Below are 26,472 nucleotides of genomic sequence, written 5' to 3'. Positions count from 1 at the left end.
CCACGGCGCACCTCTCCCTCTCCCTGTATTAACACCTGGTACTAATAATAGCCTATTACTCGCGAGTTTACCATCCCTATTACAAGGCGACGCTGTCCCACGGCGCAGCGCACCCGGGGGCGATTGCCCAGCAGAGAACAACCAGAGGGCGGGATTACCCGCCCCCGTTGCATCAAAGCCTCTTGAACTTGTTCTGCAGGGCCTTCAACTGCTGCTCAAGACTCGTCTGCCGGGCCTCGAGCTGCTCCTCCAGCCTCGCGGAACTCCGCCGCTCGCCGGACCCGCCTGCGCCCGGCGCCCCCCGGCGCCCTCCCGGCGCACCGCGGCGTTCACCCGAGGCCGGCCGCGGCCCGGCGGGACGCTCCTCCGCGGGCGGGTCGCCCAGCTTCATCGTGAGGCCAATGCGCTGCCGCTTCAGGTCCACCTCGATCACCCGCACCCGCACGATGTCGCCTACGGCAACCACGTCGGAGGGGTGCTTCACGTACTTGTGCGAGAGCTGCGAGATGTGCACCAGGCCGTCCTCGTGCACGCCGATGTCCACGAAGGCGCCGAAGTCGACCACGTTCCGCACGGTGCCCATCAGCTCCATGCCCACCTTCAGGTCCTCGATCTTCAGCACCTCAGTGTGGAAGATGGGCTTGGGCAGCTCGTCCCGGGGGTCGCGGCCCGGCTTCTGCAGCGCCTCGATGATGTCGCGCACCGTGGGCACGCCGGCGCCCAGCTCAGCGGCCACCTTCTCGGGCGAGAGCCGCTTCAGCGCATCCCGCAGGCCGGCCTGGCCGTGGCCGATCAGCTGCTCGCGGGTGGCGCCGACGGCCCTCAGGATGGCCTCGGCCACCGCGTAGGACTCAGGGTGCACGGCCGTGTTGTCCAGCGGCTCGACCCCGTCGGTCACCCGCAGGAAGCCGGCGCACTGCTCGAACGCCTTCGGCCCCAGGCCGGCGACCTTCAGCAGCTCCTTGCGGCTCCGGAACTTGCCGTTCTTCTCGCGGTACTCCACGATAGCCCGGGCCACCGAGGCCTTGATGCCGGCGACGTACTGCAGGAGCGAGGGCGAGGCGGTGTTGAGGTCGACGCCCACGGCGTTGACCACCGACTCCACCACGGCGCCGAGCTGCTCGGCCAGCCGCTTCTGGTCGACGTCATGCTGGTAGAGGCCCACGCCGATCGACTTAGGGTCGATCTTGACCAGCTCGGCCAGTGGGTCCTGCGCCCGGCGGGCGATGGAGACGGCCGAGCGCTGGGTCACGTCGAAGTCCGGGAACTCCTCCTGGGCGACCTTCGACGCCGAGTAGACCGAGGCCCCGGCCTCGGAGACGATGATGTAGGCGGTCGGGTGGCTGCAGCGGGGGATGACGGAGGCCACCACCTGCTCGGTCTCCCGGGACGCGGTGCCGTTGCCGATGGCGATCAGGTCCACCTTGTGCTTGTCCACGAGCCGGATCAGGACCTCTTCGCCCTGCTGCCGCTGCCGCTCGCCCAGGGTGACGTAGATGACCCCGGTCTCCAGCACCTTGCCGGTCTCGTCCACCACCGCCAGCTTGCAGCCGGTGCGGTAGCCGGGATCGATGCCCATCACGGTGAGGCCCTTGATCGGGGGCTGCAGGAGCAGGTTGCGCAGGTTGACGGCGAACAGCCGGATCGCATGCTCCTCCGCCTTCTCGGTCAGCTCGCCGTGCACCTCGGTCTCGACGGAGGGCGCGATCAGGCGCCGGTAGGCGTCCGCGATGGCCTCCCGCAGCTGGTTCTCCCAGATGGAGCGGCCCGTGATGTACTGCCGCTCGATGCGGGCGATGATCTCGTCGGCCGGGGCCTCGAGGGTCACCTTCAGGCACTCGAGCCGGCGGCCCCGGTTCAGGGCGAGGACCCGGTGCGGCGGGAGGGTACGCAGGGGCTCCTGGAAGTCGAAGTACATCTCGAACTCCTGCGCCTTCTCGGGGTCACCCTTCTCGCTGGCCACCGACTTCACGACGCCCCTGGCCGCGGTCAGCTCCCGGGCCATCTTGCGGACGGCGGCGTCGTCGGAGACGATCTCGGCCACGATGTCGCGGGCGCCGGCCAGGGCGTCCTCGGGCGACTCCACCTGCAGCTCGGGGTTGACGTATGCGGCCGCGATCTCCTCGGGCGAGCCTGTCTTCTCCGCCTGGGCCAGCATCTGCTGCGCCAGGGGCTCCAGGCCCCGCTCCCGGGCGATCATGGCCCGCGTGCGCCGCTTGGGCCGGAAGGGCCGGTAGAGATCCTCCACCTCCTGCAGCTTCTCGGCCTGGCGGATGGCCTGCTCCAGCTCGGGGGTGAGCTTGCCCTGCTCGCCGATCACCCGCAGGACCTTCTCCTTCTCGGCCTCCAGGTTGCGCAGGTAGGCCAGCCGCTCCTGCAGGGTGCGGATCTGGGTCTCGTCCATCTCGCCCGTGGCCTCTTTCCGGTAGCGGGCGATGAAGGGGACGGTGTTCCCCTCGTCCAGCAGGGCGACGCAGCGCTCCACCTGGGCGATCGTCAGCCCCATTTCCCGGGCCAGTCGGACATGAATCGCATCGTGGCTCATCGGTCTCCACCTTCCTACGCCTGCGGCCGGCCTGGAAGGACCAGCCGCGCCATGTCGCGCCACATCTCCCCGTCCCAGAGCATGACGAACATCACCGGCGGCTGCTCGTCCCACTGGATGACGAAGCGCAGATCGTCGTACTGAGCCATGTGCGGGAAGTCATCGGGTCCGGCCCCGCCCAGCTGGTCCCAGACAGTCCGGGCCAGTTCCCGTGCGCGCTCCCCCTCGTAATCGGCGCCGCCGGCAGCACGGATCGCCTCCGCCAGCCGCGCCAGGAACCGCTCCTCACCCGCGCGGCTTCCGCACATAGCGATGAATCCTCTCGCCGTCGAACGTATAGAGGTATGGGCTCACCGGGAACCCGGCCCCGCGGTGCTCGAGGGCAACCCGTCGCTGGACCACGTTCAGCAGCTGCGCGTCGGCGTCGCCAATGGCCACCAGCCAGTTCCGGTGGGGCACGCCGAGCACGAGGTTGCCATCCACGGCCTCGGCGAAGTCGTGCAGCCACTCCGGCAGCAGGATGCGGGCCGCGTCGTAGCCGTCCTGCAGGGCCCAGATGAACATCGGGCGGCCGCCCTCCGGCGTGTCCAGCTTGGTCACGCGCCGGCCCCGGGTGCGCTCCTCCAGGTTCTTCACGGCGGTGAGGTGCACCGTCGTGTGGCTGACGCCCCAGTCCCGCAGGTCCTGGTAGGTGACGTAGCGGATCTTGTCGCCCGGCTCCTCGATGCCGTAGATGGCGAACAGCCCCTCGGCGATCTGGCCGCTGACCATCTGCCCCTGGCCCTTCTCCTGAATCTGCACAGGGTCCATCATGAGCGGGAAGAGCCGGTCGCGTATCTCCGCGAACTCCTGCTCCATCAGCTTCATTCGCATCCCTCCCGGTGAGGTGGGTGCCGCTCGTCGTGTTTAGGCCACCCGACGCTGGTCGATACTCCCAGGTGTACCGCGTTGGAGGTGACCCGCGATGAAGGCCCGCGACACCATCGACCTGTATGCGACCCTGGCCGACATGAAGGAGGTCGACTACAAGTCTGCCCTCGCCCTCGCCGCCCTCATTGACCTCCTGGTGACCAAGGGTGTGATCACCCGGGCGGAGATGGCTGAGCGGGCATGCCAGCTGGACGCCGCAGGCGAGAAGAGTTTACCAATCGGCGGATAGAACGTCAAGAAAAGTAGGGAAGGGGGCCGAAGCCCCCTTCCCGCGTTTCCCGGAGGAGTCAGTCAGCCGGGCGGACGCCGTTACCGGGTGGTGCCGCCGTTCAGCTGCTGCTCGGCCAGGGCGATCATCTTCTTCACCATGTACCCACCGACCGAGCCGTTCACACGGCTGGGCAGGTCGCCCTTGTACTGCTGGTTGTAGTTCGGGATGCCGAGCTCAGCGGCCGTCTCGAACTTCAGCTGCTCGAGGGCGTTCCGGGCCGAGGAGACCAGCACCTCGTTGCTATTGTTGTTCGCCATTTTCGCTTCTCACCTCCTGACGGTCATTATGTTGCCGCCAGAAGCGCCGCGTTATGACGACCAGATGCTGGTTGACGCGCGATGCACATGGCTTGTCCCATGGCTGCGGTCACGCCGCTCGCTTGCCGTCGTCCTGTGGCTGCATGCGCCGGCGAAGTAAAGGCCTGTCTCAGTTGGGCGCTGAGACCGGCCGGCGCCAGGTGTTTGCCGCGTGGAGGATCCGCGCACAGCCGCGGCCGCGCATTTGGAACAGATGGGAACGGGCCGCCCTATACCGTCACTTCCGCCGGCGTAAGCGCAAACGCCGCGCGCCGCTCGCCGACCACGCGGCCGGCGTAGTTGGTGATCGGCCCGGGGCCGTAGCGCGCCAGCGCCGCACGGTCCTCGGCGGTCAACAGGCCCAGCTGGTCCAGGATCGCGACCGCCATCAGCTGGCTGACGTCTGCGCGGCCGTCCTCGGCCTTCACGGTGATGCCGACGCCGCCCACCGCTCCGGCTGCGCGCAGGACCGGCGACAGGGCGACGGTCTCCGGCGGCAGGCCCACCGAGTAGACGCCCTCGGCGCCGGACTTGCCCAGGAAGCGGCGTCCGGGCAGGCTCATCAGGTCGGTGCAGATGCGCCCGCGGCCGGCCACCAGGTAAGGATGCGCCCACATCGCCGCCCGCATGCGCAGGCCGGCCTCCCGGTCCTCCGCGTCGAGGTGGTCGGGATCGGCCAGGCGGGCGTACGCCAGCGCCATGTGGCGCAGCGGCATGCCGAAGACGGGCACGCCGCAGCCGTCGACGCCTATGGCGATCGAGTGTGCGGGAATCGCCGCGACCCGGGCGACGCACTGCAGGATCAGCTGCTGGACGGCCGATTGGGGCTCCAGGTAGTCCTCCAGCGGCAGCCCGAGGTGTTTGGCCAGCACCAGCATGCCCGTGTGCTTGCCCGAGCAGTTGGAGTGGACGCGCCCCGGCTCCTGGCCGGCGGCCTGCAGGGCCGCGGCGGCCTCCCGGTCCATCGGCGGGTGAGCCCCGCACTGGAGCAGGTCCGGGGAGAGGCCGGCACGCTTGAGGGCCTCCAGGACGGTCTCCACGTGCACGGGTTCGGCGTTGTGGGAGGCGGCCATCACCGCCACGTGCTCCGGCGCCAGGCCGAACCGGTCGACCGCCCCGGAGGCGATTACCGGCAGCGCCTGGACGGGCTTGGCCGCCGAGCGCCAGTATGTCACCTTCAACCCGTCGCCCACCTTGAACAGAATCCGGCCGGTCGCATCCACCACGGCGGCGTCGCCGCGCGCCTGCGACTCCACAAGGGGACCCCGCGTCCACTCCACGACCACGGGTGCCACAGCTACCTTCCTCCTTTTTCAACTGCTGCTGCGATAAACGCATCGAAGAGCGGGTCGAAGTTGTACGGGCGCCCCTGGTGGTTCTCGGGGTGCCACTGCACCGATAGGGCGAACCGCCGACCCGGGTGTTCCATGGCCTCGTTGACGCCGTCGGGCGCAACGGCGCTCTCCACCCAGCCGTCGGGCAGACGCTTCACCGCCTGGTGGTGCCGGCTGTTGACCCGCCGCTCCGTGCCCAGCAAGGCGGCGAGGCGCGTGCCGGCAGCGATGGAGACCGGGTGGGTGGGGTGGTCCTTCGGCGCCTGCTGCTTGTGCTTCAGACAGCCCGGGACCTGCGACGGCAGATCCTGCCAGAGGGTGCCGCCGAAGGCGACCGCCAGCACCTGGTGGCCCCGGCAGATGCCCAGCGTCGGCATGTCGCGGGCGACGGCCACCCGGGCGTAGGCCAGCTCCGCCGCATCGCGCGCCGGGTCCACCATCCCGAGCCCAGGGAGGGGCAGCTCGCCGTACAACGACGGGTCCAGGTCGTCGCCGCCCGAGAGCAGCAGGCCGTCGAGCCTGTCCAGCACCCTGGCGGCCTCGGCCTCGTCGGCCACCAGGGGCAGCATCACCGGAATCCCCCCCGCCCGCCGGATTGCCCGGAAGTAATCGTGCGGGATGTAGAGCCAGTCCTGTCCCGGCTCCTCGAGGCAGCGACTGCTCGCGGTTACACCGATGAGCGGTTCCATGGGTCCCATCCTCCTCCGCTTCGGCTGCCCCGCGTGAGAAACCCGGGGTCCATGAGCCGGACTCCCGGGTCCACCACGCAGATGCCCCAGCCATACGTCAGAACTCCTTCAGTCCGAGGCTGATCATCAATGCATCGTCGACCTGGCGCATGATATCCCCGCCCAGGTGCGTCACCCGTTCCCGCAGCCGCCGCTTGTCGATGGTGCGAACCTGCTCCAGCAAGATCACAGAGTCCCGCTCGAGGCCGTACTGCTCCCCGTTCAACTCCACGTGGATGGGCAGCTTGGCCTTCTCGATCTGGCTGGTAATCGCCGAGACGATGACCGTGGGACTGTACTTGTTGCCGACATCGTTCTGTAGGATCAGCACGGGCCGGACGCCCCCCTGCTCCGAGCCGATGACAGGGCTCAGGTCGGCGTAGAAGACGTCGCCCCGCCGAATTTGAAGTGGTCTGCTCATGGGCCCGGGACCGCTCAGGGCAGGCTGCCGATCCGTTCGAAGATCGGCCCTTCCTCCGCAAGAGTCAGGTTGATGCGGGACATCTCCCGATAGCCCCGCCTCATCCGCTCCCGCATGTCCCGTTTCTTCCTTTCTTCCACGTAGATTCGCAAAGCCTCGTGGATGAGGGCGTTCCGGTCGGTCTGCGCCATGGCGGCCAGGACGTCGACCTGCTCCAGCAGCGGCGCAGGCACCGTGACCACGATGCGCCGGCTAGCGGCCATGGAGCACCTCCTCCCGGGGTCAGCCTTCTTCTTCAGTCTATACACAGTCGCGGCGAAAGGTCAAAGGGTCAGCCCTATTCGTCCTCAGGCGGGTAAAACCGGGCCACGCGCGGCGAGATCGAGCAGACGATCTCGTAGTTCACGGTGCCGCTCCACCGGGCGAGGTCGGTCGCCGTGATCTCCTCGTCGCCCTGGCGGCCGATCAGCACCACCTCGTCGCCCACCTGGATCTGCAGGTCGTCCGGCACGTGCACCATGGTCTGGTCCATCGTCACCCGGCCGACCACGGGGCAGCGCCGGCCGTGGATCAGCACCTCCGCCCGGTTGGAGAGCCGGCGGGAGTACCCGTCGGCGTAGCCCACCGGCAGCGTGGCGATCTGCTCCCTGGCCCTCGCCGTGTAGGTGCAGCCGTAGGAGATCGACTGCCCGGCCTCCACCCACTTCACCAGCCCCACACGGGTCTTCCAGGACAGGGCCGGCGTCAGCGGCACCGGCCACGCCACGTCCGGATCGGGCGGCAGCCCCAGCATGGCGATGCCGGTCCGCACCATGTCGTAGTGCGCCTCGGGATGCAGCATGAGCCCCGCGCTGTTGGCGGCGTGGCGGATGGACGGGCGGATGCCGGCCGCCGCCAGCGCAGCCAGGGCCTCCCCGTACCGCTGCAGTTGGTGCTGCGTGTACGGGTTCTCCGGCTCGTCGGCGGCCGCCAGGTGGGTGAAGACCCCTTCCACCTCGACGTGCGTGAGGCCGGCCAGGTGGCGGGCGATGGCGTCCATCTGCTCCACCTGGAAGCCGACGCGGCCCATGCCGGTGTCGACCTTCACGTGGACGCGCGCCTTCCGGCGCAGGCGCCGGGCGGCCTTGTTGAGGGCCTGGCCCAGCTCGCCGTCGAAGAGCGCCACCCTGAGCCCCTCGGTGATCACGGTCTCGGCCTGTCCGGGGGAGACGTAACCCAGCACCAGGATCGGGGCGGTCAGCCCGCTGCGGCGCAGGGTGACCCCCTCCTCCACGGTGGCGACGCCCAGCCAGTCGGCGCCCGCCTCCACGGCCGCGGCCGCAACCGGAACCGCACCGTGGCCGTACCCGTTCGCCTTCACCACCGCCATGAGGTGAGGAGCCCGAGATGCCTTCTTCAGTGCTGCTACGTTGGCCTTGATTGCGCGCAGGTTGATCTCCGCCCAGGTCGGGCGCATTCGGTCCAGATCCATCGTGGCTCCTCCCGTTCTCGCTCTCTCTCCCTATCCCCGGAACTCGATCACGTCGGGCAGGCCCGCGCGCAGGTCGCGCTGTGCGGCGGGCAGCTCGGCCGCGATCTCGCTCGCCAGCACGCCGTCCTCGCCCATCCGCTGGGCGATCCGGTCGCCGGCCAGGCCGTGCAGGAAAGCCCCGGCCGCAGCCGCCTCCGGCGCCCCCAGGCCCTGCGCGAGCAATCCGGCGATCACGCCGGTCAACACGTCGCCCGATCCGCCGGTGCCCAGCACCCGGCTGCCCGTGGGGTTGATGTAGACCTCGCCCCCGGGCTCGGCGATGAGCGTGTAGGCGCCCTTCAGGAGCACGATCGCCTTGGTGACCTCGGCCGCCCGGCGCACCGCCGCGAACCGGTCGGCCTGCACCACCTCCACCGAGAGGCCCAGCAGGTGGGCCATCTCGCCGGGGTGGGGGGTGATGACCAGCGGCATCGGGCACTCGGCCAGCAGTTCCGGGCAGCCGGAGAAAGCCTTGATCGCGTCGGCGTCCAGCACCAGCGGCGCGGTCGCATCGGCCACCACCGCCCGCGTGAACAGCTGGGCCTCGGGATCGGTGCCCAGGCCGGGCCCCACCGCCAGCGCGTCGGCCCTGGCCGCCGCCTGGAGGAAGAGCTCCGCGGCCCGCGCGCTGAAGCCCCCCGCCGCCGACCCGGGCAGGGCGAGGGTCATGAACTCGGGCCGGAGGGCGGCGATGACCGGCTGCGAGCTCTCGGGCGCAGCGACGGTGACCAGCCCTGCACCGACCCGGAGCGCGGCCTCGCCGGCCAGGGCCCCGGCGCCGGTCATCCCGCGGGAGCCGGCGGCGACGAACACGCGGCCGCGCGTGCCCTTGTGGGCGTCCCGGCTGTAGGTGCGCAGCCAGGCGCGGGCGATCTCCGCCCTGGTCAGCTCCACCTGGATGTTCTCCGCCTCGATCGCCTTCTCGTCCAGCCCGATGTCGACCACGATCACCCGGCCGGCCAGATCGGCCCCGGGGAAGAGGAACAGCCCGAGCTTGGGCAGGCCGAAGGTGACGGTGACGTCGGCCCGCACGGCGGGCCCGTCCACGCGCCCGGTGTTGGTGCCGATCCCGGAGGGCATGTCCACAGCCAGCACCGGCCGCCGGGCGGCGTTGATCAGCTTGATGGCCTCCGCCGCCTGGCCCCTGGCGGAGCCGACGGAGCCGGTGCCCAGCACCGCGTCGATGATCAGGGCGGCGCCCTGGAGCGCCTCCTGTGCCTGGGCCGGCATCAAGATGGTTACGCCGGCCATGCGCGCCGCATGCAGGGCGCCGGCGGCATCGGGCGGAAGGTCGTCGAACGACGCCCAGACGACGGCGGAGACCCGGAAGCCCCAGTGGCGCAGCCAGCGGGCGGCGACGAGCCCGTCGCCCCCGTTGTTGCCCTTGCCGCAGACCACGACGACCGGCCCGGACAGCCCTTCCATCATCTCCCGGGCCACCAGCGCCACCTGCCGCCCGGCCAGCTCCATCAGGACCGCGGAGGAAAACCCGTACTGGTCGAAGAGGCGTGTCTCGATCGACCGCATCTGCTCTCCGGAAACGACCTTCACGCTTCCACCACCACCTGTGCGATCGCGTACTCCTGCGTATGAGACAGCGAAAGATGAAACCGAGTTGCGCCCTTCGCCGAAGCCAGCTCCGCCAGGCGGCCGGAAAGGTGGAGGGAGGGGCGGCCGAGCGCGTCGCGCCGGACCTCCACGTCGGTCCAGCGCACCTCCCGGAGCCCCAGCCCCAGGGCCTTGAGCGCCGCCTCCTTGGCGGCGAAGCGCGCGGCCAGCCGGGCCGCCCGATGGGGCTCGCTCGACGTGCAGTAGCCGATCTCGCCTTCCGTGAACAGGCGGCGCAGGAGGCGGTCGCCGTGCCGCTCCAGCGCGCGGCGCAAGCGCGCCACCTCCACGATGTCGACGCCGGTGCCCAGAATCACGCCCAAGCACCTCCCTAACGCCGGCCTACAGCAACCGGTCGAGGCGCTCCTCGCCGGTGACCAGCCGCAGGACCAGACCGCGGCCGGGGCTGCGGGGCTCCACCCGCACCCTCACCCGCTCGCCCTCCCGCAGCGGCGCCCTGAGGGCTACCTCGAGCCGGACCCCGCCGCCGAAGGCCAGGATCGCCCGGTCCCGGTAAACAGAGACCACCTCCGCCATCAGCAGGCGCCCCGGCGCGAACAGGCGGGACTGCACGGCCACACCCCCTGCGGGTGAAACTCCCAGAGGTTTCTCCGGTGCGCGGCCAATCCCCTTCAGCGGTAGACGCGATCGCGGGCGGTTGGTAAACTAGAGGCGATCACACGGCCGACCGGGGGGGCCTGGGGGTGAACCTGTTCGCTTACGGCACGCTGGAGGACCGGCGCACGCTGGCCCGGCTCCTGGGCCGGACGCCGGCGGGCGGGGTCCGTGCCGTCCTCCACGGCTACCGGCGCTGGGAGACCACGCTGGGCTATCCGGTGATCCTGCCGGAGCCCGGGGCCGCCTGCGAGGGCACCGTGTACTTTGGCCTCCACTTCCCCGACTGGGAACGGCTGGACCTCTACGAGAACGTCCACACCGTGCCGGCCCCGTACACACGCCGGCTCGTGCAGGTGCAGGGCCGCCACGGCGCCATCAACGCCTTCACCTACGTGGGCAACCTCAACTACTTCCGCACCCGCCTCATCCCGTGAGCCCGGCGAGACGCCGGGCTCCGTTTCACGTCAGGGCCCCGCCGATGACCTCTCCCGGGTCAATGTACTCGTACAGATCAACGCCCTGCGCGTGCAGGGCGGCAGCCAGTTCGCTGAGGGCGGTCCAACCTCCGGTCTCGACGTGTGTCAAGAGGAGCACCCGAGCGATGCGCTCCAGCCCGTGCAGCCCGCCTTCCCGGGCCGTGGCGCGGGCCGCCAGCGCAAAGGCCAGCGCCTCCACATACCTGCCCGCGCCGGCCGCGAGCTGGCTGAGGCGGAGCTGCGCCCGCACCTGGCCGGGGCTGAGCGGCTCGGCTTCCTCCAGCGCTCGGAAAGTCTCGTCCACCGCCCGCTGCAGCTCGTGAGTCACGCTTCAACCGCCCTTCCGCCCAGATTTGGCACTAGTCTGCCCACCTCCGGGCCAAAAGGTGACAGCCCCCGGCCGGGGGCTGTCGTCTTCTGCCCTATTGCAGGTCGCGCCGGACGGATCCGTGCAGCGGAAGGCGGGGCGCTGAAGCAGAGGACGGCTGGAGCGCCCCCAGTTCCCGCATGATCTCGGAGGCCTCGCGCTCCAGCACGTCGGCCAGGCTCTCGGCTGCCAGGTGCTCCAGTTCGGGGTTGCCGGCGGCCACCGCGTCGCTCCAGGCCGCCAGCAGGTGCCCCAGCGCCCTCCGCCCATCCCCCCGGGCAAGCTGGCACCGGTGGAGGAGCAGGTGGCAATGGAAGGCATGTGTCCGATCCCCGCGGTAGACCTCCAGCGACCGCGCAGCCGCGACCGCTGCCTGGCGCGGCCGGCCGGAGCGGGCCAGCCAGGCGGCGAGGTCCAGCAGGTAGGTGCCCGCGTAGTAGGGCTCGGCGGGGTGCCGCTGCGCGACGGCGCGCTGCTCGGTCAGCAGGCTGCGTATTGCGTGGAACTTGCTGCGGTCGGTTTCGGCCATGTAGAGGTAAACGTTGATCAGGTCGTGCGTGCTGGTGAAGGCACCGTAGTCGATGTTGCGCGCGGCGAACCACCGCCGCGCCTCCTCCAGGGCGTAAGCGGCCTTCTCGGGCTCCAGCCGCCGCTGGTACGTGACCCCGAGGTGCTTCCAGACCGCCCCTTCGAGCTGCCGGGCCTCCCGGTATCCGGTCATGTGCGTAAAGTAGTCGTAGAAGCAGCGCAGCGCCTGATCGTACTGCGCCAGCGCCGCATGGGCGGTACCCTGGTAGAGCAGCGCCCGACCCAACAGGTCGTACTCCCGCTCCTGCCTCGCCAGCGCCGCCGCGGCCGCCCCGGACCGCAGGGCGCCGTGCGCATCCTGCAGCTGCAGCCGGCAGCGGCAGCTGATCAGGTGGATGGCCGCAAGCTGGGCGGGTGTCCACCCCCCCTGGCTGATCATCTGATCCGCCGTGTCGATACACCGGGCGAATCGGCCTTCCTCCGCGAGGCGGGCTAACGCGTCCACCATGTTGTTTTACATCCCCTTTTTTCGTGGGATGAAGCCAACGGCGGCGTGCCTTGCGACGTCGAGGCGACCATGGATTAGGTTGTGTTGAACATCATCGCTTGGAGAGTTTGTGTTCCCAGTCTCATATACGTAAATGCTCTCGAGAAGGTTCGTTCCAGCTTGCAAGAGATTTATGGGAGATCAGTGATCAGGCCTGCTTATCCAGGCCATAACCTTCTCAACGGGCAGGGCCGGAGCGACGTGGCCGTCACGCCCCACGACGGTCTGCGCGGTGAAGAGGGCGTTCAGCACCGCCTCCTCCACGGCCTCGACGGCCGCCCGGAAGAGGTCGTCCATCACCCCGGAGTCGTCCCGCAGGAGCGTGGCCGCCTGCAGCGGGTAGTTGGACTTGTGGTAGACCCGGTTGGCGGTCGAGAAGGCCAGCACGAAGTCGCCGCTGCCGCCCGACGCGCTGCCGCCCGTCCGCGCCAGGCCCAGCGCGCCCCGCTTCGCCAGCCGGGTCAGCTGGCGGGCGTCCAGCGGCGCGTCGGTGGCCAGGATGATCATCACGGAACCGGGCGGCGGCTCGTCGGCCCCGGGCGGCTTCCCGGCCTCTGACGGCCGGGCCTCCGGCTGCAGTTCGTCGGACTGAGCGGCGGGCGCTGTCGCCGCATCAGGCGCACTCGCCTGCTCCTCGGGCCGAGCCGCCGGCTCGTCAGGCCGCGCCGCCCGCTCGGCCTCCCGCGCCTCCTCCTCCAGCAGTTGCCCCACGGGCACGCCGTGGATCAGAAGGTCGGCGCGGCGGCCGAAGTTGGCCAGCACCAGCGCGCCGAGGAGGTACCGGTCCACCCGCCGGGATGCCGAGCCGACCCCGCCCTTGAAGCCGAAGCAGACCATGCCGGTGCCCGCGCCGACCGCACCCTGCTGCACAGGCCCCCCGGCCGCTCCGTCCAGGGCCGCCCGCACCATCTCGGCGGTGACGTGGCGACCCTGGATGTCGTTCAGGTAGCCGTCATTGCACTCCCCCACCACGGGGTTGATCGTGCTGGTGGAAATGCCGATCTCCGGGTTGCGCTCGATCATGTAGCTGACCAGCTCGTCCGCGGCCCGGAAGGCGGAGAGGGTGTTGGTGAGCAGGATCGGCGTCTCCAGGGTGCCGAGCTCGGCCACCTGGGCGAGCCCGGTCGCCTTGCCGAAGCCGTTGAGCACGAAGAGCCCGGCGGGAACCTTGTGCTGGAACAGGTTTCCCCCGTGCGGCAGGACCGCCGTCACGCCCGTGCGGACCGGGCCCTGCCCCGGCTGGAGCGGGCCCTCGCCCTCGACCCGGGTGGCGTGGCCGACGCGCACCCCGGCGACGTCGCAGATGTCATTGTTGGGCCCGGTGGGCAGGCGGCCCGTGACCAGGCCCAGCGCCCGGGCCGTCGGCCGGGGCGGGTACGGGCTGGGGAACGCCAATCCGGACACCTCCTCCCTGGCGGGCTGCTCCTCGGCCTCGGGCTGCTCGGGGACCAGGCGGATCACCGGCCAGCGGCCCCGCCACTCCACCTCCACCCGCCGGCCCAGCAGCAGCGTGGAGAGGACGTTGTGGATGCTGTGGCCGATGGCCGGCGCCCACAGGTCGCCCGTCAGCGCGTAGGCCGCGCCGAAGATGCTGCCCGAGAGGGCGGCCACCACCACGTACGCCCAGTTCTCCCGCTGCCAGCCGCCGTGGCTGAAGCCAAAGAGAAAGGCGGCGGGCAGCAGGCCGACCAGCGGCTGGAGCCCGCCGCGGAACAGCAGCTCCTCGCCCAGCGCCGACGTGACCACCAGCACCAGCATCACCGGATAGCCCGCCGCCCGGAGCGCCTCCTCGCCGGCCCGGGTGCCCGTCTGCCGCAGGGCCTCCTCCAGCCGCTTGCTCAGCCGTGAGGCGAGCCCCACGAGCCCCAGCGAGGCGCCCGCCGCCGCCAGCCCGACCAGCAGGACCTGCCGGGAGGGCACGTGCAGCAGGTCGGGCACCCGGCCGGTGGCCAGCCTGGCCAGTACAAGCCCGGCCGCGCCCATCGCCGCCGGCGCCAGGATGCCGGCCAGCAGGAGCAGCCGCCAGCGCGCCTTCACTAGCCGAGCGCCTCCCGCAGGGCCTCCTCGGCGGCGGCCACGGTCGCATCCACCTCCGCCTCGGTGTGCGCCAGGCTCATGAAGCCCACCTCAAACTGCGAGGGGGCCAGGTAGATGCCCCGTCGCAGCATGGCATGGTGGTACCGGCTGAAGAGCCCGGTGTCTGCGGTGAGAGCCGTCTCGTAGTCCACCACCCGCTCGGTGGTGAAGAAGAGCCCGAACAGGGTGCCGATGCTGGCAGCCCGGTAAGGCAGGTCCAGCCGCTCCAGCACCTGGTTCAGCCCGGCGACCAGCCGCTCGGTCAGGGCGACGATCCGCTCGAAGTTTCCGGGCCGGCCCAGCACCTCCAGGGTGGTCAGCCCGGCCGTCATGGCCAGGGGGTTGCCCGACAGGGTGCCCGCCTGGTAGACGGGGCCGGAGGGAGCCACCATGGACATGATCTCCCGCTTGCCGCCGTATGCGCCCACGGGCAGGCCGCCGCCGATCACCTTGCCGAAGGTGGTCAGGTCGGGGTCGATGCCGAAGTGGGCCTGGGCGCCGCCGTAGGCCACGCGCCAACCGGTGAGCACCTCGTCGAAGATCAGCAGGGCGCCGTGCTCGCGGGTGACCCTGCGCAGCCCCTCCAGGAAGCCGGGCTGCGGCAGGACCAGGCCCATGTTCGCGGCCACGGGCTCCACGATGACGGCGGCGATGTCGGAGCCGTACTCGCGGAAGGCCGCCTCGACGCCCTCCAGATCGTTGTAGCGGATGCTGATCGTGCCCGCGGCTGCGGCCGCCGGCACCCCGGGCGAGTCGGGGACGCCGAGGTCGGTCGCACCGGAGCCGGCCCGCACCAGCATGGAGTCGTGGTGGCCGTGGTAGCAGCCGATGAACTTGATCACCTTCGAGCGGCGGGTGTAGGCCCGCGCCAGGCGGATGGCGGACATGGTGGCCTCGGTGCCCGAGTTGACCATGCGGACCACCTCGACCGAGGGCAGGCAGTCGATCACCTTCTGTGCCATGCGCAGCTCCAGCTCGGTGGGCGCGCCGAAGGAGGTGCCCCTGCTCAGGGTCTCCTGCAGCGCCGCCACCACCTCCGGGTGGCAGTGGCCGAGGATGAGCGGGCCCCAGGAGAGACAGTAGTCGATGTAGGCGTTTCCGTCCACGTCGTAGATGCGGCAGCCCGCCCCCCGCTCGATGAAGGGGGGCGTACCGCCCACGGCGCGGAACGCCCGCACGGGGCTGTTCACGCCGCCGGGGATCACCTCCTGCGAGGCCGCGAACAACGCCTGGCTCCTGCTGAGATCAAGCGGCATCCATCACACCCTCCTGACCAGATTCTCCACTCGTTTTCAAGCGCGACAGGCCAGAGGTTTCCCCCTGGCCCCGCTCATCAGCTATCCGAGCTTGTTGGTGACGTGCGCGTTCTGCCTCAGCTCCGTAAGCCAGGGCGTGAAGCGCTCGTTCACCTTCTCGTTCACGTACTGCTCCCGGATCTTCTCCTTGTCGCGCTCGAAGTCGGGGATGGTCACCTGGATGATGTGCCAGCCGTAGCTGGACTGCACGGGCTCCGAGATCTGCCCGTCGCCCAGGGCGAAGGCGGCCTGCTCAAACGCCTCGACCATGGCGCCCTTTCCGAACATCCCGAGGTCGCCGCCGTTCTCGGCGCTCCCGGGGTCGGTGGACTTCGCGCGCGCCAGGGTGGCGAAGTCAGCGCCGCCGTCCAGCTGAGCCTTGATCTCCCGGGCCTCCTCCTCGGTCGCCACCAGGATGTGGCGCGCCATGATCTGGCGCGTCTCCTCCGAGGCCTGCTGCTGGTCGAAGTGCTGCTTCAGCGTGGCGTCGTCGGGCGCGAGCTGCTTCTCCAGCACCCGCGTGGCCGTCATCTGCATCCGCAGGTAGTCGCGGAACTGGGCATCGGACATGCCGAAGTACTGCCTGATCGTCTGCTCGTAGGCGAGGTCGCCGCCGAAGGAGGCCTTCACCTTGGCCAGCTCGGCCTCGAACTCGGCGTCGGTCACCTGCACGCCTGCCTTCGCCGCCTCCTGGTTCACCAGCCGGGCGAGGATCATGTTTTCCAGAACCTGGGACCCATAGCCGTCCACCAGCTGCTCGTACAGCTCCGCCTGGGTGATCTTCTCCCCGTTCACGGTCGCCACAACCTCGGCGCCGGTCCCCGGCTGCGCGGTGCGGGTGCCCAGGAAGTAGCCGCCCACACCGGCGATCACCAGAGTGGCCGCCACCGCGAGGGCCGTGGTCATCCGGCCGCCACTTGAACTTGCCAACGTGACACGCTCCTTCAACGTAAGGTTCAGGGGGGTACCATTCGTATGGTATCGCAGTTCCGGCCCGCTGCCAACCGCAACCTCAGCGCGTCCAGCCGAGCTGCCGCTTCGCCTCGTCGGACATCCGCTGCGGCGACCAGGGCGGGTCGAAGGTGATGTCGACCTTCACGTCTGCGAAGTCCAGCACCCCCAGGGCCTCGTAGACCTCGTTCACCAGGTGGCCGCCCACCGGGCAGCCTGCCGTGGTGAAGGTCATCAGCACCCGGCACCGGTTGGCGTCGTCCACCTTCAGGTCGTAGACAAGGCCCAGGTCAATGATGTTGATGCCGATCTCGGGATCGTATACGTTGCGCAGCAGCGTGCGCGCCAGGCTGACCTTGTCGGCTCCGACGTTGGATTCCACGTCGATCTCTCCTTTCAGTCGAGCGGCTTCGCCTGCAGCACCTGGAGAATCGTCCCGGCGAACAGCAGGCTGGCCGCGAGGTTGAGCGGCAGGCTCACCCGAACCAGCCCCCGGGCGTCCCACAGCTCCAAGGCGCCGCCCAGCAGCAGGAGTCCGGTCAGGACCACACCGGCGGTCCAGCACCAGTAGCCGGCCCTGGCCGCCCGGAGCGAGAACATCTGGTCCAGGTTGGGCAGCCGCTGGGTCTTCGAGCGCCGCGTCTTGAGCAGGTAGTGCCAGAACAGGAACGGTACGATCTTGTACAGCATGCCCAGGATCATGGTGGCCACGAACCCGACGAGGAACAGCCAGGCCCCGGGCACCGCCAGCCCGTGGCGCATGGGGCTCAGGACCAGAAGCGGCAGGGCCAGCCCGAGGAAGCCGAGGGCGGTGAGGGCGTAGCGCATGGAGAGGTCCAGCTCCCTGCGGCGGCGCTGCCGCAGGATGGCCGCCGCGTCCCGCGCGTAGACCCCGATGCCCGCCGCCGCCAGCACGAGCGAACCGGCCGTGACGCCGGGGTGCAGGTGGAGGAGCAGGGCGATGAACGCGCTCCCGAGCCCTGCGCCCAGCAGGCCCAGCGTCAGGTGGGCGGTGCGGGCGTCCTGCCGCTGCGAGAGGGCGAACATGGGGAACAGCTGGTACGACACGCCGAAGACCGTCAGCATGAACCAGCCGCCGAAGCCGACGAGCACGTGCGCCCCCAGCGGGGAGTAGTCCATGCTGTTGGGGATGAACCCGTACCGCAGGTTGAAGGCGAGCACCAGGCCCCAGATGGCGGTGGCGAGCAGGAAGGAGAGGCCGACGGCCATGAAGCGGCCCGCCACGGTCCACTGCGTGGCGGAGCGCATCGAGCACCCGACCAGCACGGCGAAGAGGATCAGAGAGAGCAGGGCCGCCGTGCCGCCTGCGGTGATCCAGGGGCCGGAGGAGCTGTAGAAGCCCCACACGAGGCTCCACGCCCCGCATAGGTAGACGACGCCCTGTAGCAGGGCAAGGCGCCCCGCCACCGGCCGCCCCAGCATCATCACCGGGGTGATCTGGTAGAAGGCGCCGATCATCACGCTGGTGGCGAAGCCGAGGGTAAAGGTGTGCGCCGCCGCCAGCGCCGCGGGGTTGAAGCGGAAGGGGCCGAAGATCATGGGGGCCTTGTGGAGCAGCAGCGCCTGGAGGACGATCAGCCCCGCCACGCCGGCCAGCGCCATGCCAATGGGTACGTAGAGCGCCGGTGACCGTGCCGGATCGATCACCTGGGGCGAGTTCTTGCCGGGTCCGCTCATGGCCGTGGCGCAAAGGTGACCAGCAGTGTGGCCGGCTCGTCGGTGGCCCGGGCCGCGTAAGGCTCGCCGGGCGGGTAGAACCAGATCGTCCCCGCCTCCGAGGGGGCCCACTCGCACCCGGAAAGCATCTCGCACCGGCCCTTGAGCACCTGCAGGCTCACCGACGAGGAACTGCTGGAGGCCGGCAGCCCGCTGCCGGGGCTGAGGCGGACCAGCACCACGCGCATGTCCTGGCAGCTGTGGATAATCTCGGTAGAAACCTGTCCGGCCGCAGGCTCCTGCGTTCGGGTCAGCTGCACCTGCATGCCATCTACCTCCTCGTGGCGGTTTCCTTTATTCTACCCGGACTTCCCGGCCTTGCCCGTGCGTCTTCGCGCAGCGGCAGGGTGACATGGATCACATTGAAAGTGGGGAGGGGGCTGGCGCCCCCTCCCCACCCCCCTCCCCGCGCCTGTTGCTGCCCGCTGCCCCGGCGCCGGGCCGTACACGCCGCCCCGGCGCCGGTTGCCAGGTTGGTATGTAAGTCGGAGGCTTTCGTGCCTGACCCTCCCCTTCACCCGTGCCTGTTGCTGCCCGCTGCCCCGGCGCCCGGCCGTACACGCCGCCCCGGCGCCGGTTGCCAGGTTGGTGTGTAAGTCGGAGGCTTTCGTCCCCGTCCCGCCCCTTCCCCCGCGACGCTTGCTGCCCGCTGCCCCGTCGCCGGGCCATACACGCCGCCCCGGCGCCGGTTGCAGGTTGATACGGCAAGTGGGGAGGGGGCTGCCGCCCCTCCCCACCTACGATCACGTTTCACCCATCCACTCCCTGAGCTTGCGCTCGTCGAGGATGGTCACCGTTTCCCCCTGCACCGCGATGCAGCGGGTGCGCCGGAAGTCGGCCAGCGCCCGGGTCACCGTCTCGCGGCTGGTGCCGATCATCCCGGCGATCTCCTGGTGCGTCATGCCCAGAGTGAAGGTGTTCGACCCCTGCTCCTCGCTCATGCGCAGCAGGAGGTTGGCCAGCCGTCCGTGGGTGGAGTGCACCGCCAGATCGTGGGCGGTGTCGCGGGCAAGCCGGAGGCGCCGGCCCACCAGGCAGAAGGCGTTGGCTGCCAGGGCGCGGCTCTCCGGGATCAGCGCCTGGAGGTCGTCCACCCGGAAGACGATCAGCACCGAGTCCTCGGTCACCTGCGCGGTGGCCGGGTACGGCGCCTTGTCCGCCAGCACCACGAGGCCGACCTCGCTGCCCGGCCCCCACACCCGCAGCACCTGCTCCTGGCCGTTGGCCGCGAGCCGGGAGACCCGGACCCTGCCCTTCTTGATGAAGTAGATGGCCTCGCCGGGATCGCCCTCGTTGAACAGGATGGTTCCCTTGCGGTAATGGCGCTCGCGCGCGATGGCCGCGATGCGGGCCAACTCCTCGTCTGAGACCCCTTGGAAGAGCGACAGGCTCCGCAGGAAGTCCAGGTTCGACACGGGGGATCACCTCCTGGATCGAGAGGCCGGAATTGGAAACTACGACGTGCGCCTTCCGATCCCCTCCTACCTGCAATTGCAGGGTAGAGAAGCATCCGATATAATCTTGTGGGTGTGAACCAGAGGGGGGCTTTCCATGGGACTCTCGATCGGCATCGTGGGCCTGCCCAACGTCGGCAAGTCGACCCTGTTCAACGCCATCACCCGCGCCGGTGCCGAGGCCGCCAACTACCCGTTCTGCACCATCGAGCCCAATGTGGGCGTGGTGGACGTGCCCGACGCCCGGCTGCCCGTGCTGGCGAAGATGTTCAACTCAGGGCGCATCGTGCCCACCACCATCAAGTTCATCGACATCGCAGGCATCGTGAAGGGCGCCTCGCAGGGCGAGGGCCTGGGCAACAAGTTCCTGCACCACATCCGTGAGGTCGACGCCATCGCCCACGTGGTGCGCTGCTTCGAGGATCCCAACATCACTCACGTCAGCGGCAAGGTGGACCCCGTCTCCGACATCGAGGTGATCAACCTCGAGCTGGCTTTGGCCGACCTGGAGACGGTGGACCGGCGGTTCGACCGGGTGGCCAAGACGGCGAAGGCGGGCGTGCGTGAGGCCCAGGTGGAGCACGGCCTGCTGGTCAGGCTGAAGGAGGCGCTGGAGGCCGGCCGCCCCGCCCGCAGCGTGACGCCCCAGAACGAGGACGAGGTGAAGGTGCTTCGGGACCTGCACCTGATCACGGCCAAGCCGGTGATGTACATCGCCAACGTCGCCGAGGACCAGGTGGCGGACCCGTTCGCCGTGCCGGCCGTGGCCAGGGTGAAGGAACTGGCCGACGCCGAGGGCAGCGAGGTCGTGCCGATCTCCGCAAAGATCGAGGCCGAGCTGGCCGAGATGGACGACGAGGAGCGGGCGCTCTTCCTCGCCGACCTGGGCCTGACCGAATCGGGCCTCGACCGGGTGATCAAGCACGGCTATAGCCTTCTCAACCTGATCTCATTCCTCACCGCCGGCGAGATGGAGTCCCGGGCCTGGACGATCCGCAGGGGCACCAAGGCGCCCCAGGCGGCCGGGGAGATCCACTCCGACATGGAGCGGGGTTTCATCCGGGCCGAGGTCGTCTCCTATGACGACCTGGTGGCTGCCGGCTCCATGGCCGCCGCCCGCGAGGCCGGCAAGGTGCGGCTCGAGGGCAAGGAGTACGTGATGCAGGACGGCGACGTGGTCACCTTCCGCTTCAACGTCTAGTCGATACATTGCACAGGGGCTGCCCCTTGGGTGGGCAGCCCCTTCCGCATTGCCGTGATGTGGCCGTCACGAGATCGGATGCCGGGCGTCCCGCCAGAGGCAGAGCTGCCCCAGGTCGGGCCGCCACTCCACGGCGTAGGCGTAACTGGCCTCCGCCGAGGCGGTGCGGGCCCCGTCCACGGCCGCCACCAGATCGGCCACCTGCACGTAGGGCTGGCCGCCGATGTCGGTCACCGGCAGCGCCGCGGTGCGGACGCCCTCGCCCAGGACCAGGGCCGCCGATCCGTCCGGCAGCCAGGCCACCTCCCATACCGCCTCGAGAGCGGCGACCGGAACCAGGTGGCTGCCCGCGGCGTCGGTCACCACCGGCGCCGGCAGCTGCAGCATCTCCGGGGCCGTGTAGCTCTCGGGACCCGCGCCGGCCCAGACCGCCACCGTACCGCCGGCCCGGCCATCCGCCTCCGCCGGTGCGGCGTGGGCATAGCCGGTCACCAGGGGGGCGCCGCCCTCCAGCAGGCTGACCGCCACGACGTCTTCGCCCGCCACCTCGAGGCGGCCCGCGGCGTCACGGCGGGTCACCTGCACATGGAAGTAAAACGCACCGGCGTCCCCGTCCGCGCCGACCAGCCTGACCCAGGCCCGGTCCACGCCGGTCGGGCGGGCGGGGGCCAGCTGGTCGGACAGGGTGGGGGCGACGGTGAGCGGCACCGCCAGCGTGACGCCGTGCCGCCAGAGCGCCGCCCGCTCAGCCGCCTCCCACGCAGAGATCGCGTTGATCTCGGCCTGCAGGTCAGCAGGCAGGTCGGCCAGGGCGGGCGCGGGGACGCTGTGCACCTGGAAGGTCAGCTCGGCAGGCTCGCCCTCGTGGTCGGGAGCGGGCGCCACTGGATCCGGTTCGGATGTCACGGGAGTATCAGGTTCTGCGTTGCCCGCTGCCGGATCTGGTGAACCGGACGGCTCGGATGCTGCGGAGGCCGCAGGCTGGCCCGCAGGCGCAGGCGACCGGGCGGGGCCGCCGGCGCATCCGGCCAGCAGGGCCGCCGCGGCGGCGAGGGCGATCCATCTGTTCAAGCGAGGTCACCTCGAATATTGCTGGATAGTTGAGTCACCTAACCTGTTCAGTATACATGACCTCGCCGCGCCGCGGGGAATCCGCACTGATCTCACATCAGGCCAAATGCTGGCACTGCCCTCGGCCGGCGCCTAGGCCTGCTTGGTCGCCTCCAGGTGCAGTTCGATCTTGACCTGGTCGCCCACCAGCACACCGCCGGTCTCCAGCGCCGCGTTCCAGGTGAGGCCGAAGTCCTTGCGGCTGATCTTGGTCGTGGCCGAGAAGCCGATCTTCTCGTTGCCCCACGGATCCTTGCCGGTGCCCTCGAACTCCAGGTCGAACGTGACCGGACGGGTGACGCCCCGAATGGTCAGGTCGCCGGTCATCTTGTAGTCGTCGCCGTCGCGCTCGATGCGGGTGCTCTTGAACGTGAGGGTGGGATGGTTCTCGGCGTCAAAGAAGTCGGCCGAGCGCAGATGCTGGTCCCGCGCCTCGTCGGCGGTGTTGATCGAAGCTGTGGCGACGCTGCCCTCGAACGAGGCCCCGGTGATGTCCTGCGGGTCCGCCTCGATGCGCCCCTCCATCTGCGTGAACCGACCCTTGACCGTGGCGATCATCATGTGCTTCACGGAGAACTCAGCCAGGCTGTGCGCTGCATCAACCACCCAGACACTCTTTCCCATCTCAGTCACCTCTCCTCTCTCCGGCCGGGTCGGGTGCCCGTGCCTTCCATCTTGTTAGTTGGTGACGAAGGGTAAGTAGGTACGGCTTCTGCAAGGATATGCAGAGGATTCGCGCCCGGGGCGCAGAAGTAGTGAGCGAGGTGGTGACGCATGCGCTACATCCGCTACGTGGCCGAAGACGCCCCGGCCCGCTGGGGCGTTGCAGCGGGCGGGAGCGTCGAGGAGCTGGACGCCGCCCCGTACGCCGGCGGCCGCCCCACCGGCAGGGTCTTCCCGCTGGATTCGGTGCAGCTGCTTGCCCCCGTCGAGCCTTCGAAGATCGTGTGCATCGGCCGGAACTACCAGGACCACGCCGCCGAGCTGGGCAACGTCGCCCCGCCGGAGCCCATGTTCTTCCTGAAGGCCCCTTCCGCGCTCATCGGACCCGGCGAGGCCATCGTGCTGCCGCACCCGGAGCACACCGTCCACTGGGAGGCCGAGCTGGCAGTGGTGGTCGGCCGGCGGATGAAGAACGTCGCCGAGGAGGACGCCCTTCAATACGTATTCGGCTACACCATTGCCAACGACGTCTCGGACCGGGATTTCCAGCGCGCCGATGCGCCGTTCGGCTTCGGGCGGGCCAAGTCGTTCGACACCTTCTGCCCCTGCGGTCCTGCGGTGGTCACGGCGGGAATCGACCCCTCGGACGCGCTGATCACGCTCACCTGCAACGACGAGGTGCGGCAGTCGGGCTCCACCCGCCAGATGCTCCACCCGGTGCCGAAGCTGCTCAGCCACCTTTCGCACATCATGACGCTGCTGCCCGGCGACCTGGTGCTCACCGGCACCCCCAGGGGCGTCGGCGCCATGCGCCCCGGCGACCTGATCGAGATCCACGTCCCCGGCATCGGCACGCTCGCCAACCCGGTGGTCTAGCACAGGCCACACCCTCCCGGGGGGCCCGGCCATAGAATGGAGAGACCCCCCTCAGGAAGGTGTGACGCAGATGCCGCATCCGTACCCGCCGCCGGGCCGGCCCCCGTGGTCGCCGTACGCCGGGAAGGCATGGCCTGGCTGGGGTTACCCGCCGTCCGCCTGGCCGGACGGTTCAGGTTGGGGATGGCAGCCACATGCCGGATCGGGCAGCCCAGGCTGGGGCTCGCAGCTGCCCGGCGGTCCCGGTTGGAGTTCCCAGCAGGGCCCCTGGTCGGGCGGCCCCGGCTGGAATCCGCAGCCGCCCGCCTGGAAAGGCAGCCCCGGCTGGGGCGCACAGAAGCCCGCCGACACGTACCCATCCACCGGCTGGAGCTACGCGCCGGAGCCCGTGGTGGTGGAGTGGACCGCGATCCTGGAGCCTGCCCTGGAAGCCGTCTGGCCCGCCATCCAGGGGCTGCTGGAGATCTCCGGCCGGATCCTCGAGAGCCTGCCCTCGGCCCTCGACGTGCCGGCCACCGGCACCGGCCTGGGCCACCTGGGCCTGTTCGGGGCGGCGGAGGCCGACGACCCGGAGACCGGAGAGGACCGCGCAGAGGCGTGACATGGAAGGGCCTGTCCCCGAGGGGGCAGGCCCTTCTACGCGTCCAGGTATCGCACCGCGGGTGCGGCGATCACGCAGTCGTAGTGGGTGGGGGCGGGGTTGCGGCCGCCGAACGCCCGGTTGCCGCCCAGGGCCACGTGTGCCGTGCCCAGCGCCTTCTCCGCCAGGGACACCCGGTCGCAGGGCGCCACATGCGGGTTGGCGCCCAGGCCGAACTCGCCGATGGTCCAGGCCCAGGGGTCGTCGCCCAGCCGGCGCCGCAGCTCGGCCGCGGCCTTCCCGCCGGCCACCTCCACCACCCTGCCCTGGCGGAACGTGAGCGCCACCGGCCCGTCCAGGGGGATGTCTCCCAGGGCGACGTCCACCACCAGCCGCCCGTCCGCCCGGGCCTCGTGGGGCGCCACGTAGGCCTCTCCCGGTGGCAGGTTGCCGGCGCTCCCCGGCTCCTGGAGCCGGCCCGTCTCCGCCAGGACCGGCCGTCCCGCCCAGGAGAGCCGCAGGTCGGTGCCGCCGGGGGCCGTCAGGTGAGCGCCCGCGGCCGCCCGCATCCGTCCGGCCAGCTCCTCTGCCCGGCGCTCCACCTCGGCCAGGCCGTGCTCGAGGGTCGCCTCCAGGACGGCCAGGTCGACCTGGGCCAGCACGGCCAGGCGGCCGCGCCCGGCCTGCCGGAGGGCGCCCCGGGCGGCCCGCACCGGCGCGTCCTCACGGGCGAGGTCGAGGTCCGACCGCAGGCAGACCAGCACGTCCGCCCCGCCCGCCGCCGCGGCCAGGCCCCGGGGAACCAGCTGGAGGCCGGCCCGCGGCTCCGGGAGGGCGAACCGTGCCACGCGCCCCGCGCCCGCCTCCCCGGCGGCCGCGGCCAAAGCCTCGGCCGCCTCGGCCAGCGGGGCATCCGCCATGATTAGCACCCGCTCGCCGGGCCGCAGGCCGAGGCTCTCGCAGAGCACGGTCTCCGTCCACGAAGCCATTTCAGTCGCCGTCCTCCGGTTTGAACTTCACGTCGGGCAGGTGAACGGTCAGCCCGTAGCGGAGCCGGTCGATCACCTCCGGGGTCACCTGTCCGGACAGGCGCTCCGCAACCGGCTCGACCGTGATATACAGGTCGCTGGTGCCCAGCATGAAGTTCAGCACGGCGTCGCCCGGGCCCTCGGGGATCGCCAGCCCGGCGCCGTGGCCGCTGGGCCAGCCGAACAGCAGCACGTACATACGCTCACCGGGATGGTAACCCCACCGGTACGAGTACTCCTTTGGCTGCGAGGCCAGCACCTGCTTGATCATCAGCTCCAGCGGGGGCACCCTGAAGAAGACCATCTTGCGCCCATCCGGTCCGATGGCGGTCCCCGCCTCGGTGGGCAGGTAGACGACTGGCTCCTGGTGTTCCAATGATCATCCTTCTTTCTCTCCATCTCCGCTGCTCCGGCCCCCTTGGGGCACTGCCCGCCCGGGCGCTCGGCGCGGGATGGGACTAGTCTTCCTCACGGCCTGAGGAACGTCTCCGGCTCGCCGGAGTAGCCCGCCAGGTAGCCGATCAGCCACGCGCCGGCCCAGACGGCGGCGATGGCCGCGGCCACCACCAGGGCCGGGTTAAACCTTGCCCGCATCCTGTGCGACCTCCCCTCTTCGTTATGACGAAGGTGTGCGGATCGCGGGAGCGGGTGCAGGCGCGCTCCGACCCGGCCGGGAACGCGGGGTGCCTGCCTGCACCCACGCGCCCCGGCCGGGTCGGTTTCCACTGTTGCGCACGGGACGAACTAGTGTACCGAGCGCGCCCGGGTCGGCAGCGCCCGCTCCAGCGCGGGCAGCAGCGCCATCAGCAGCACGCCGCTCAGCACGGCCTCGGGCAGCAGGTAGGTACCGTTGTAGATGGCCGAGTAGATCCAGGGGCTCTGCCCGGCTGGCGCGTACTCGCCGAAGAAGACCACGCCGGAGACGAGGTGCGCCACGAACCGGCCGGCGATCGCCAGCGCGCCCAGCCAGGCCTGCGCGAGCACGCCGCTTCCCCGGGCGAGGCCCGCGAGGCCCAGCGCGCCAAAGGCGACGGGGTAGTCCAACAGGACCTGAACGGGGTGGTAGAACTCGGGCTTGATGATGAACTGCAGGATACCGGCAACGGCCCCGGCGGTGACGCCCCACCCTGCGCCGTAGCGCAGCGCGATCAGGATGATCGGAACCATGGAGCCGAGGGTGATGGAACCGCCCTGTGGCATCTCCCAGACCTTCACGAACGACAGGGCGACGGCCGCCCCGATCATGACGGCGGTTTCGACCAGGCGGAGCAGACGATGACGGGCATCAGACAATCCGGACACCTCCATGCGACCAAGCATAC

32 protein-coding genes are annotated in these 26,472 nt (G+C 70.2%); 5 read left to right on the top strand and 27 right to left on the bottom strand.

Annotated elements, in window-relative coordinates:
- Nucleotides 1-172: 172 nt before the first annotated feature.
- The 3 genes from J2Z79_RS02215 to J2Z79_RS02205 are packed head-to-tail and all read right to left on the bottom strand — an operon-like array spanning nt 173 to nt 3,412.
- Entirely contained in the window at nt 173-2,545 is a 2,373-nt protein-coding gene (locus J2Z79_RS02215) for a Tex family protein (protein WP_209465222.1), read from the bottom strand.
- 14 nt (nt 2,546-2,559) lie between these two features.
- Nucleotides 2,560-2,853 carry a hypothetical protein gene (locus J2Z79_RS02210; RefSeq protein ID WP_209465221.1) on the bottom strand — a complete coding sequence of 98 codons (294 nt, stop codon included), beginning with the start codon at nt 2,851-2,853 and terminating at the stop codon, nt 2,560-2,562.
- On the bottom strand, nt 2,831-3,412 hold the full coding sequence (locus J2Z79_RS02205) for a DUF1444 family protein (protein WP_209465220.1): 582 nt from the start codon (nt 3,410-3,412) through the stop codon (nt 2,831-2,833). Before J2Z79_RS02205 ends, J2Z79_RS02210 begins: the two co-directional genes overlap by 23 nt.
- 97 nt (nt 3,413-3,509) lie before the next feature.
- Here J2Z79_RS02205 and J2Z79_RS02200 point away from each other — a divergent pair, with 97 nt between their 5' ends.
- On the top strand, nt 3,510-3,704 hold the full coding sequence (locus J2Z79_RS02200; protein WP_209465219.1) for a hypothetical protein: 195 nt from the start codon (nt 3,510-3,512) through the stop codon (nt 3,702-3,704).
- 80 nt (nt 3,705-3,784) lie between these two features.
- On the opposite strand, the gene J2Z79_RS02195 is transcribed toward J2Z79_RS02200, so the two are convergent.
- From J2Z79_RS02195 to J2Z79_RS02155, 9 genes are all read right to left on the bottom strand, one after another.
- Nucleotides 3,785-4,003: an alpha/beta-type small acid-soluble spore protein gene (locus J2Z79_RS02195; protein ID WP_209465218.1), complete on the bottom strand. Its 219-nt coding sequence runs from the start codon at nt 4,001-4,003 to the stop codon at nt 3,785-3,787.
- A 269-nt stretch (nt 4,004-4,272) separates the two neighbouring features.
- Entirely contained in the window at nt 4,273-5,337 is a 1,065-nt protein-coding gene (locus J2Z79_RS02190) for an asparaginase (protein WP_209465217.1), read from the bottom strand.
- Nucleotides 5,338-5,339: 2 nt separating this feature from the next.
- The gene (locus tag J2Z79_RS02185; RefSeq protein ID WP_209465216.1) at nt 5,340-6,065 is read right to left on the bottom strand and encodes a gamma-glutamyl-gamma-aminobutyrate hydrolase family protein; all 726 of its coding nucleotides are present in this window, start codon (nt 6,063-6,065) and stop codon (nt 5,340-5,342) included.
- Nucleotides 6,066-6,162: 97 nt separating this feature from the next.
- Entirely contained in the window at nt 6,163-6,525 is a 363-nt protein-coding gene (locus tag J2Z79_RS02180) for a type II toxin-antitoxin system PemK/MazF family toxin (protein WP_209465215.1), read from the bottom strand.
- Between the two features lie 14 nt (nt 6,526-6,539).
- Complete coding sequence (locus J2Z79_RS02175; protein ID WP_209465214.1) at nt 6,540-6,788, bottom strand: ribbon-helix-helix protein, CopG family; 249 nt, start codon at nt 6,786-6,788, stop codon at nt 6,540-6,542.
- A gap of 74 nt (nt 6,789-6,862) precedes the next feature.
- Entirely contained in the window at nt 6,863-7,996 is a 1,134-nt protein-coding gene (gene alr, locus J2Z79_RS02170; RefSeq protein WP_209465213.1) for an alanine racemase, read from the bottom strand.
- A gap of 30 nt (nt 7,997-8,026) precedes the next feature.
- Nucleotides 8,027-9,586: an NAD(P)H-hydrate dehydratase gene (locus tag J2Z79_RS19065; RefSeq protein ID WP_209465212.1), complete on the bottom strand. Its 1,560-nt coding sequence runs from the start codon at nt 9,584-9,586 to the stop codon at nt 8,027-8,029.
- Nucleotides 9,583-9,960 (bottom strand): holo-ACP synthase, encoded by a 378-nt coding sequence (locus tag J2Z79_RS02160; RefSeq protein ID WP_209465211.1) that lies wholly within the window; start codon nt 9,958-9,960, stop codon nt 9,583-9,585. The genes J2Z79_RS19065 and J2Z79_RS02160 overlap by 4 nt, the downstream gene beginning before the upstream one ends.
- 25 nt (nt 9,961-9,985) lie before the next feature.
- Complete coding sequence (locus J2Z79_RS02155; protein ID WP_209465210.1) at nt 9,986-10,216, bottom strand: hypothetical protein; 231 nt, start codon at nt 10,214-10,216, stop codon at nt 9,986-9,988.
- 131 nt (nt 10,217-10,347) lie between these two features.
- Between J2Z79_RS02155 and J2Z79_RS02150 the strand changes: the two genes are divergently transcribed.
- A complete protein-coding gene (locus J2Z79_RS02150; protein WP_209465209.1) occupies nt 10,348-10,695 on the top strand; it encodes a gamma-glutamylcyclotransferase family protein in 348 nt (115 codons plus the stop codon).
- 25 nt (nt 10,696-10,720) lie between these two features.
- Here J2Z79_RS02150 and J2Z79_RS02145 read toward each other — a convergent pair whose 3' ends face one another.
- From J2Z79_RS02145 to J2Z79_RS02105, 9 genes are all read right to left on the bottom strand, one after another.
- Nucleotides 10,721-11,065: a hypothetical protein gene (locus J2Z79_RS02145; RefSeq protein WP_209465208.1), complete on the bottom strand. Its 345-nt coding sequence runs from the start codon at nt 11,063-11,065 to the stop codon at nt 10,721-10,723.
- Between the two features lie 94 nt (nt 11,066-11,159).
- Entirely contained in the window at nt 11,160-12,140 is a 981-nt protein-coding gene (locus tag J2Z79_RS02140) for a tetratricopeptide repeat protein (RefSeq protein ID WP_209465207.1), read from the bottom strand.
- A gap of 180 nt (nt 12,141-12,320) precedes the next feature.
- Nucleotides 12,321-14,216 carry a P1 family peptidase gene (locus J2Z79_RS02135; RefSeq protein ID WP_209465206.1) on the bottom strand — a complete coding sequence of 632 codons (1,896 nt, stop codon included), beginning with the start codon at nt 14,214-14,216 and terminating at the stop codon, nt 12,321-12,323.
- Entirely contained in the window at nt 14,216-15,511 is a 1,296-nt protein-coding gene (hemL, locus tag J2Z79_RS02130; protein ID WP_209465205.1) for a glutamate-1-semialdehyde 2,1-aminomutase, read from the bottom strand. The genes J2Z79_RS02135 and hemL overlap by 1 nt, the downstream gene beginning before the upstream one ends.
- Before the next feature lie 81 nt (nt 15,512-15,592).
- Nucleotides 15,593-16,480, bottom strand: coding sequence for a peptidylprolyl isomerase (locus J2Z79_RS02125; RefSeq protein ID WP_209465204.1), 888 nt, complete (start codon nt 16,478-16,480; stop codon nt 15,593-15,595).
- An 82-nt stretch (nt 16,481-16,562) separates the two neighbouring features.
- Nucleotides 16,563-16,883 (bottom strand): metal-sulfur cluster assembly factor, encoded by a 321-nt coding sequence (locus J2Z79_RS02120; RefSeq protein ID WP_342589398.1) that lies wholly within the window; start codon nt 16,881-16,883, stop codon nt 16,563-16,565.
- A gap of 14 nt (nt 16,884-16,897) precedes the next feature.
- Nucleotides 16,898-18,169: a hypothetical protein gene (locus tag J2Z79_RS02115; protein WP_209465203.1), complete on the bottom strand. Its 1,272-nt coding sequence runs from the start codon at nt 18,167-18,169 to the stop codon at nt 16,898-16,900.
- Between the two features lie 26 nt (nt 18,170-18,195).
- The gene (locus tag J2Z79_RS02110; RefSeq protein ID WP_209465202.1) at nt 18,196-18,504 is read right to left on the bottom strand and encodes a cupin domain-containing protein; all 309 of its coding nucleotides are present in this window, start codon (nt 18,502-18,504) and stop codon (nt 18,196-18,198) included.
- Nucleotides 18,505-18,981: 477 nt separating this feature from the next.
- Complete coding sequence (locus J2Z79_RS02105; protein ID WP_209465201.1) at nt 18,982-19,653, bottom strand: Crp/Fnr family transcriptional regulator; 672 nt, start codon at nt 19,651-19,653, stop codon at nt 18,982-18,984.
- Nucleotides 19,654-19,789: 136 nt separating this feature from the next.
- Between J2Z79_RS02105 and ychF the strand changes: the two genes are divergently transcribed.
- Complete coding sequence (gene ychF, locus J2Z79_RS02100) at nt 19,790-20,893, top strand: redox-regulated ATPase YchF (RefSeq protein ID WP_209465200.1); 1,104 nt, start codon at nt 19,790-19,792, stop codon at nt 20,891-20,893.
- Nucleotides 20,894-20,959: 66 nt separating this feature from the next.
- Here the strand turns inward: ychF and J2Z79_RS02095 are convergent, their stop codons facing one another.
- Together J2Z79_RS02095 and J2Z79_RS02090 are read right to left on the bottom strand one after the other, a co-directional pair.
- Nucleotides 20,960-21,964: a hypothetical protein gene (locus J2Z79_RS02095; RefSeq protein ID WP_209465199.1), complete on the bottom strand. Its 1,005-nt coding sequence runs from the start codon at nt 21,962-21,964 to the stop codon at nt 20,960-20,962.
- Nucleotides 21,965-22,096: 132 nt separating this feature from the next.
- Nucleotides 22,097-22,627: a YceI family protein gene (locus J2Z79_RS02090; RefSeq protein ID WP_209465198.1), complete on the bottom strand. Its 531-nt coding sequence runs from the start codon at nt 22,625-22,627 to the stop codon at nt 22,097-22,099.
- A 150-nt stretch (nt 22,628-22,777) separates the two neighbouring features.
- On the opposite strand from J2Z79_RS02090, the gene J2Z79_RS02085 reads away from it, so the two are divergent.
- Together J2Z79_RS02085 and J2Z79_RS02080 are read left to right on the top strand one after the other, a co-directional pair.
- The gene (locus J2Z79_RS02085) at nt 22,778-23,542 is read left to right on the top strand and encodes a fumarylacetoacetate hydrolase family protein (protein WP_209465197.1); all 765 of its coding nucleotides are present in this window, start codon (nt 22,778-22,780) and stop codon (nt 23,540-23,542) included.
- A 70-nt stretch (nt 23,543-23,612) separates the two neighbouring features.
- Nucleotides 23,613-24,143 (top strand): hypothetical protein, encoded by a 531-nt coding sequence (locus J2Z79_RS02080; RefSeq protein ID WP_209465196.1) that lies wholly within the window; start codon nt 23,613-23,615, stop codon nt 24,141-24,143.
- Nucleotides 24,144-24,178: 35 nt separating this feature from the next.
- Here J2Z79_RS02080 and J2Z79_RS02075 read toward each other — a convergent pair whose 3' ends face one another.
- From J2Z79_RS02075 to thiT, 4 genes are all read right to left on the bottom strand, one after another.
- A complete protein-coding gene (locus tag J2Z79_RS02075) occupies nt 24,179-25,111 on the bottom strand; it encodes an aminopeptidase (protein ID WP_209465195.1) in 933 nt (310 codons plus the stop codon).
- 1 nt (nt 25,112) lies between these two features.
- Nucleotides 25,113-25,526 carry a hypothetical protein gene (locus J2Z79_RS02070; protein ID WP_209465194.1) on the bottom strand — a complete coding sequence of 138 codons (414 nt, stop codon included), beginning with the start codon at nt 25,524-25,526 and terminating at the stop codon, nt 25,113-25,115.
- 92 nt (nt 25,527-25,618) lie between these two features.
- A complete protein-coding gene (locus tag J2Z79_RS18750; protein ID WP_280953547.1) occupies nt 25,619-25,744 on the bottom strand; it encodes a hypothetical protein in 126 nt (41 codons plus the stop codon).
- A gap of 150 nt (nt 25,745-25,894) precedes the next feature.
- Nucleotides 25,895-26,452 (bottom strand): energy-coupled thiamine transporter ThiT, encoded by a 558-nt coding sequence (gene thiT / locus J2Z79_RS02065; RefSeq protein WP_425353528.1) that lies wholly within the window; start codon nt 26,450-26,452, stop codon nt 25,895-25,897.
- Nucleotides 26,453-26,472 lie beyond the last annotated feature (20 nt).

Source organism: Symbiobacterium terraclitae, from assembly GCF_017874315.1.
GTDB classification, from domain to species: domain Bacteria; phylum Bacillota; class Sulfobacillia; order Symbiobacteriales; family Symbiobacteriaceae; genus Symbiobacterium; species Symbiobacterium terraclitae.
The sequence above is the reverse complement of the archived record's forward strand: the minus strand, read 5'-3'. Positions and strand labels throughout refer to the sequence as shown.

Excerpts from the sequence above, each read along its gene's own strand:
- J2Z79_RS02185 (WP_209465216.1), bottom strand. The coding sequence starts at position 6,065 with ATGGAACCGCTCATCGGTGTAACCGCGAGCAGTCGCTGCCTCGAGGAG.
- J2Z79_RS02085 (WP_209465197.1), top strand. The coding sequence starts at position 22,778 with ATGCGCTACATCCGCTACGTGGCCGAAGACGCCCCGGCCCGCTGGGGC.
- ychF (WP_209465200.1), top strand. The coding sequence starts at position 19,790 with ATGGGACTCTCGATCGGCATCGTGGGCCTGCCCAACGTCGGCAAGTCG.
- J2Z79_RS02200 (WP_209465219.1), top strand. The coding sequence starts at position 3,510 with ATGAAGGCCCGCGACACCATCGACCTGTATGCGACCCTGGCCGACATG.
- J2Z79_RS02110 (WP_209465202.1), bottom strand. The coding sequence starts at position 18,504 with ATGCAGGTGCAGCTGACCCGAACGCAGGAGCCTGCGGCCGGACAGGTT.
- J2Z79_RS02080 (WP_209465196.1), top strand. The coding sequence starts at position 23,613 with ATGCCGCATCCGTACCCGCCGCCGGGCCGGCCCCCGTGGTCGCCGTAC.
- J2Z79_RS02205 (WP_209465220.1), bottom strand. The coding sequence starts at position 3,412 with ATGAAGCTGATGGAGCAGGAGTTCGCGGAGATACGCGACCGGCTCTTC.
- J2Z79_RS02215 (WP_209465222.1), bottom strand. The coding sequence starts at position 2,545 with ATGAGCCACGATGCGATTCATGTCCGACTGGCCCGGGAAATGGGGCTG.
- J2Z79_RS02140 (WP_209465207.1), bottom strand. The coding sequence starts at position 12,140 with ATGGTGGACGCGTTAGCCCGCCTCGCGGAGGAAGGCCGATTCGCCCGG.
- J2Z79_RS18750 (WP_280953547.1), bottom strand. The coding sequence starts at position 25,744 with ATGCGGGCAAGGTTTAACCCGGCCCTGGTGGTGGCCGCGGCCATCGCC.
- alr (WP_209465213.1), bottom strand. The coding sequence starts at position 7,996 with ATGGATCTGGACCGAATGCGCCCGACCTGGGCGGAGATCAACCTGCGC.
- J2Z79_RS02180 (WP_209465215.1), bottom strand. The coding sequence starts at position 6,525 with ATGAGCAGACCACTTCAAATTCGGCGGGGCGACGTCTTCTACGCCGAC.
- J2Z79_RS02210 (WP_209465221.1), bottom strand. The coding sequence starts at position 2,853 with ATGTGCGGAAGCCGCGCGGGTGAGGAGCGGTTCCTGGCGCGGCTGGCG.
- hemL (WP_209465205.1), bottom strand. The coding sequence starts at position 15,511 with ATGCCGCTTGATCTCAGCAGGAGCCAGGCGTTGTTCGCGGCCTCGCAG.
- J2Z79_RS02175 (WP_209465214.1), bottom strand. The coding sequence starts at position 6,788 with ATGGCCGCTAGCCGGCGCATCGTGGTCACGGTGCCTGCGCCGCTGCTG.
- J2Z79_RS02075 (WP_209465195.1), bottom strand. The coding sequence starts at position 25,111 with ATGGCTTCGTGGACGGAGACCGTGCTCTGCGAGAGCCTCGGCCTGCGG.
- J2Z79_RS02195 (WP_209465218.1), bottom strand. The coding sequence starts at position 4,003 with ATGGCGAACAACAATAGCAACGAGGTGCTGGTCTCCTCGGCCCGGAAC.
- J2Z79_RS02090 (WP_209465198.1), bottom strand. The coding sequence starts at position 22,627 with ATGGGAAAGAGTGTCTGGGTGGTTGATGCAGCGCACAGCCTGGCTGAG.